Annotated in this window: 4 protein-coding genes and 4 tRNA genes; 1 reads left to right on the top strand and 7 read right to left on the bottom strand. The window is 51.9% G+C overall.

The features are described 5' to 3' along the window. The 5 genes from KHQ23_RS26165 to KHQ23_RS26145 all read right to left on the bottom strand — a co-directional run. Nucleotides 1-528: GTP-binding protein (locus KHQ23_RS26165; protein ID WP_040196903.1), on the bottom strand; the 528-nt coding region annotated here is incomplete at its 3' end. A 115-nt stretch (nucleotides 529-643) separates the two neighbouring features. Next, nucleotides 644-719: transfer RNA gene (locus tag KHQ23_RS26160), tRNA-Thr, on the bottom strand. A gap of 5 nt (nucleotides 720-724) precedes the next feature. Beyond that, nucleotides 725-799, bottom strand: a tRNA-Gly gene (locus tag KHQ23_RS26155). A 115-nt stretch (nucleotides 800-914) separates the two neighbouring features. Further along, nucleotides 915-999 (bottom strand) — tRNA-Tyr (locus KHQ23_RS26150). A 10-nt stretch (nucleotides 1,000-1,009) separates the two neighbouring features. Continuing rightward, a tRNA-Thr gene (locus KHQ23_RS26145) sits at nucleotides 1,010-1,085 on the bottom strand. Between the two features lie 428 nt (nucleotides 1,086-1,513). On the opposite strand from KHQ23_RS26145, the gene coaA reads away from it, so the two are divergent. Further along, complete coding sequence (gene coaA / locus KHQ23_RS26140; RefSeq protein ID WP_002883524.1) at nucleotides 1,514-2,464, top strand: type I pantothenate kinase; 951 nt, start codon at nucleotides 1,514-1,516, stop codon at nucleotides 2,462-2,464. A 25-nt stretch (nucleotides 2,465-2,489) separates the two neighbouring features. Here coaA and birA read toward each other — a convergent pair whose 3' ends face one another. Together birA and murB are read right to left on the bottom strand one after the other, a co-directional pair. Further along, nucleotides 2,490-3,452, bottom strand: a complete 963-nt coding sequence (gene birA, locus KHQ23_RS26135) for a bifunctional biotin--[acetyl-CoA-carboxylase] ligase/biotin operon repressor BirA (protein ID WP_002883521.1) — start codon at nucleotides 3,450-3,452, stop codon at nucleotides 2,490-2,492. Then, entirely contained in the window at nucleotides 3,449-4,477 is a 1,029-nt protein-coding gene (gene murB, locus KHQ23_RS26130) for a UDP-N-acetylmuramate dehydrogenase (RefSeq protein WP_002883510.1), read from the bottom strand. Before murB ends, birA begins: the two co-directional genes overlap by 4 nt. Between the last annotated feature and the right edge of the window lie 267 nt (nucleotides 4,478-4,744).

The raw sequence follows: 4,744 nt of genomic DNA, 5'->3' as shown, positions 1-4,744 counted from the left end.
CAGAGCAGAACCACGAACGATCGGGGTGTCGTCGCCCGGGAAATCGTACTGAGACAGCAGTTCACGAACTTCCATCTCAACCAGTTCCAGCAGCTCTTCGTCATCAACCATGTCGCATTTGTTCAGGAACACGATGATGTACGGAACGCCTACCTGACGACCCAGCAGGATGTGCTCACGAGTCTGCGGCATCGGGCCGTCAGTCGCAGCAACAACCAGGATCGCGCCGTCCATCTGCGCAGCACCGGTGATCATGTTTTTAACATAGTCGGCGTGGCCCGGGCAGTCTACGTGCGCATAGTGGCGAGTCGGGGTGTCATATTCAACGTGAGAGGTGTTGATGGTGATACCACGAGCTTTTTCTTCCGGCGCGTTATCGATCTGGTCGAATGCGCGAGCGGAACCACCATAGGTTTTAGCCAGTACGGTAGTGATGGCAGCGGTCAGCGTTGTTTTACCATGGTCAACGTGGCCGATAGTACCGACGTTAACGTGCGGTTTTGTACGTTCAAACTTTTCTTTAGACATCGATTGTCCCTCTAAGACACGGATAAATCGGTGATATCACCACATCAACCAGGCAACATGCCCGACTTGTTGAATGAACATAACAGAAGAGAAACAGGGAAGGAGAGAAAAGAAGTGGTGCTGATACCCAGAGTCGAACTGGGGACCTCACCCTTACCAAGGGTGCGCTCTACCAACTGAGCCATATCAGCACGTCTGGAGCGGGCAGCGGGAATCGAACCCGCATCATCAGCTTGGAAGGCTGAGGTAATAGCCATTATACGATGCCCGCATCCTGAAACTCGGCTACCCAGTTCTTTCTGTAATACTAAAGAGACTGCTCTCTTTAGTATTGAGCTGATTAGTTTACCCAACCAACTCCGGCTCCGCAAAGCGTCGCCAGAAAGTGGTGGTGGGGGAAGGATTCGAACCTTCGAAGTCGATGACGGCAGATTTACAGTCTGCTCCCTTTGGCCGCTCGGGAACCCCACCCAAATTGTTATGGTGCCGACTACCGGAATCGAACTGGTGACCTACTGATTACAAGTCAGTTGCTCTACCTACTGAGCTAAGTCGGCATCAAGTAGCGCGCATTCTAGGGAGAGGAGCGAGTTCATGCAACTAAAAATTTGCATAAAACGTTCTCTTGCTCACATTTTGTGCTCTCACGCGAAAAAACGGTGTAATTTCAAGCAGCGGAGTGCAAATATTCGCCAACAATTCGGCGCTTCAGGCGCTGTCCGATCATCTCCGGTTACCTCTATCGCATGCTGACCGCTGACGGAAAGGATTCAGGCCGCTAGCCTAGCCTGTTAGCAAAGGCCATGCTTTGCAAAGAATAAGAAACTTATTCTTCTCTTGTGATGCTGGCGCGAGAAAGCAGCATTCAATGAGTTTTTTTCTTATTATTCCCGGCAATCTGGTGTTACCCTCCTGCCCATTGTCCTGATTAACTCGTGTGAAGCATCACCGTTTCAAGGTATTCGGTGATAGTAAGAACATGCTTATGAGCCAAAAAGAGCAGACGTTAATGACACCGTACCTACAATTTAACCGCCACCAATGGGCTGCACTTCGTGATTCTGTCCCGATGACGTTAACCGAGGAAGAAATCACGCGGTTAAAAGGCATCAACGAAGATCTCTCTCTGGAAGAGGTTGCCGAGATCTATTTGCCGCTGTCGCGTTTGCTCAACTTCTATATCAGTTCTAACCTGCGTCGCCAGGCTGTTCTCGAACAATTTCTTGGCACCAATGGTCAGCGAATTCCCTATATTATCAGTATCGCTGGCAGCGTTGCGGTAGGAAAAAGCACCACCGCCCGCGTTCTGCAAGCTTTGCTTAGTCGTTGGCCGGAGCATCGCCATGTCGAACTCATTACCACCGACGGTTTTTTGCACCCTAACTCGGTTTTAAAAGAACGTGGGTTAATGAAGAAAAAAGGCTTTCCGCAGTCCTATGATATGCATCGCCTGGTGAAGTTTGTCTCCGATCTCAAATCAGGGGTACCGCAGGCAACCGCGCCGGTTTATTCCCATCTGATTTATGATGTTATTCCCAACGGTGACAAAACCGTCGCGCAACCGGATATTTTAATTCTTGAAGGGCTGAATGTTCTGCAAAGTGGAATGGATTATCCGCACGATCCCCATCATGTATTCGTTTCCGATTTTGTCGACTTTTCTATTTATGTCGATGCCCCGGAAGAATTATTGAAAAGCTGGTATATCAACCGCTTTCTTAAATTCCGGGAAGGGGCGTTTACCGATCCGGATTCCTATTTCCATAATTACGCTAAGCTCTCGAAGGAAGAAGCGGTAGATATTGCCACTTCGCTATGGAATGAAATCAACCTAATGAATCTTAAAGAAAATATCCTTCCAACTCGCGAGCGCGCCAGCCTGATCATGACTAAGAGCGCCAATCACTCAGTGAATCAGGTACGCTTACGTAAATAAAAAAAGGGAGCCGAAGCTCCCTTTTTTATTCTGCACTGCGCAATGATATTTCACCACCCACCCAGGCTTTTATTACACCATCCTGCTCCAGCAATAGTGCGCCCTGGGCGTCAATGCCACGCGAAATGCCGTAAATTTCTTTATCACCGATAATCAGTTTCACCGGGCGATGAATAAAGTTATCCAGTTTTTCCCAGCGCGGTAGATAGGGAGCCAATCCTTCCTGCTCGAACAGTTCCAGTCCCAGGCGCAGCTCTTTAATCAGGCGCGCGGCGAGGAGGTTACGGTCGATGACCACCCCCGCTTCCTGAAGGCTGATCCACCCCTGATTGACGACATCAGACTCCACGCGACGCATCACAAGGTTGATACCCGCGCCGCTGACGATTTGTGCGGCATCGCCCGTTTTCCCCGTCAGTTCCACGAGGATCCCTGACAGCTTACGATCCTGCAGGTAAATATCGTTTGGCCATTTCACGCGAACCTGTTCGGCCCCGAGCTGCTGCAGAACTTCAGCGATCACAATACCGATCACCAGGCTTAGGCCAATAGCCGCTGCCGGGCCCTGCTCCAGACGCCAGTACATCGAGAGATAGAGATTCGCGCCAAAGGGCGAAAACCATTTTCTGCCTCGCCGGCCTCGCCCTGCTTGCTGATATTCAGCCACACAGGCATCTCCGGACGTCAGCTCATCAAGCCTGTCCAGCAAATACTGGTTAGTAGAGTCGATGACGGGAAGGACCGTCACTCGGCCATGGTCTATCTCTTGAGAAATCTTTTTCTCATCTAATAGATGAATAGGCTCCGGCAGGCTGTAACCCTTGCCCGGCACAGTAAACACATCGACGCCCCAGTCACGTAAGGTCTGGATGTGCTTATTAATCGCCGCCCGGCTCATGCCTAACTGCTCACCAAGCTGTTCGCCAGAGTGAAACTCGCCATCAGCAAGGATAGAAATTAGCGTTAAAGGGATAGTATGGTCTTTCACGCAATGCTCTCCTCTGCGTTGACTTCACCATGCGTGCCAATGAAGCGCACCTCGGGCTGAAGCCATACATCGAATTTCGCACCCACCCGCTGGCGAACATAATGAGCAAGTTTCACCACATCCTCGCTGGTCGCTCGATCTTCATTAATCAGTACCAGCGCCTGCTGCCGATGGACGGCAGCGCCGCCGATGCGTTGTCCTTTGAGCTCACATTGATCGATTAGCCAGCCAGCGGCCAGCTTGACGCTGCCATTTGCCTGCGGATAGTGCGGTGCATGAGGGAACTGCGCCAGCAGCGCTTCCGCAACCTGAGCGCTGACGATCGGGTTCTTAAAAAAGCTGCCGGCATTACCGTTAATCTTTGGATCCGGCAATTTAGTCATTCGCATATGACAGACCGCATCAAATACCTGCTGCGGCGTGACGGTCTGCGGATCGAGACGCGTTAAATCACCGTAACTCAGTACAGGCTGCCATGTTTTCGCTAACGATAAGCCAATCGCAACGATGGCATAGCGGTCCTGATATTCATGTTTGAAGATACTGTCGCGATAGCCAAAACGGCATTCCGCGGCTGAAAGACGTTGCTTACGCCCGGTTTCCAGCTCAATGCAGTCAACATATTCGCAAACCCGCTGTAGCTCAACGCCGTAGGCGCCAATATTCTGGATCGGCGAAGATCCTGCGCAGCCAGGGATTAACGCCAGATTTTCCAGACCTGGCATCGCATGCTGTAGCGTGAACTGCACCAGTTGATGCCAGTTTTCGCCGGCGCCGACGTGCAAGCGCCAGGCTTCCGGCGTTTCGCTCACCTCGATCCCCATAATCCGGTTGAGGATCACCGTACCGGCATAGTCGTTCAGAAACAGGACATTACTGCCTTCCCCAAGGATCAGCGTGGGTTCGCCTGCCGCGGCAGCGGTTTGCCAGGCGCTTAGCAACTGTTGCTCAGTTTCGGCGCGTACTATCGTCTTGGCGAAGCGTTCAATGCCAAAGGTATTCCAGGGTTTGAGGGAGTGGTTCATAGTGGCTTCCTGATGCAAAATCGGCGTTAGTTTATCGTATCTGGCGGGGGAAGGCTTGTCTGATTACAGGGGCAATGATATTGCGGGGCGTTACCGGTGATGATGTGGTGTACCGGTGCGGGCGACAGAACGCGACAGGCCCGTAGCCCCGGTAAGCGCAGCGCCACCGGGGAGGCATACCGGCACGCTGGCCGGACGACAGAAACGCAAAAAGCCCATCCGGCAGGATGGGCTCTTCACTTGTTTGATGCCTGGCAGTTCCCTACT

It is taken from the genome of Klebsiella sp. 64, assembly GCF_018223915.1.
Taxonomy (GTDB): Bacteria; Pseudomonadota; Gammaproteobacteria; order Enterobacterales; family Enterobacteriaceae; genus Klebsiella; species Klebsiella pneumoniae.
Note: the sequence above shows the minus strand (reverse complement) of the source record. Positions and strands in the feature narration are given on the sequence as shown.

What these genes read in the sequence shown, in the direction of transcription:
- murB (WP_002883510.1), bottom strand. Translation starts at nt 4,477, where the DNA reads ATGAACCACTCCCTCAAACCCTGGAATACCTTTGGCATTGAACGCTTC.
- coaA (WP_002883524.1), top strand. Translation starts at nt 1,514, where the DNA reads ATGAGCCAAAAAGAGCAGACGTTAATGACACCGTACCTACAATTTAAC.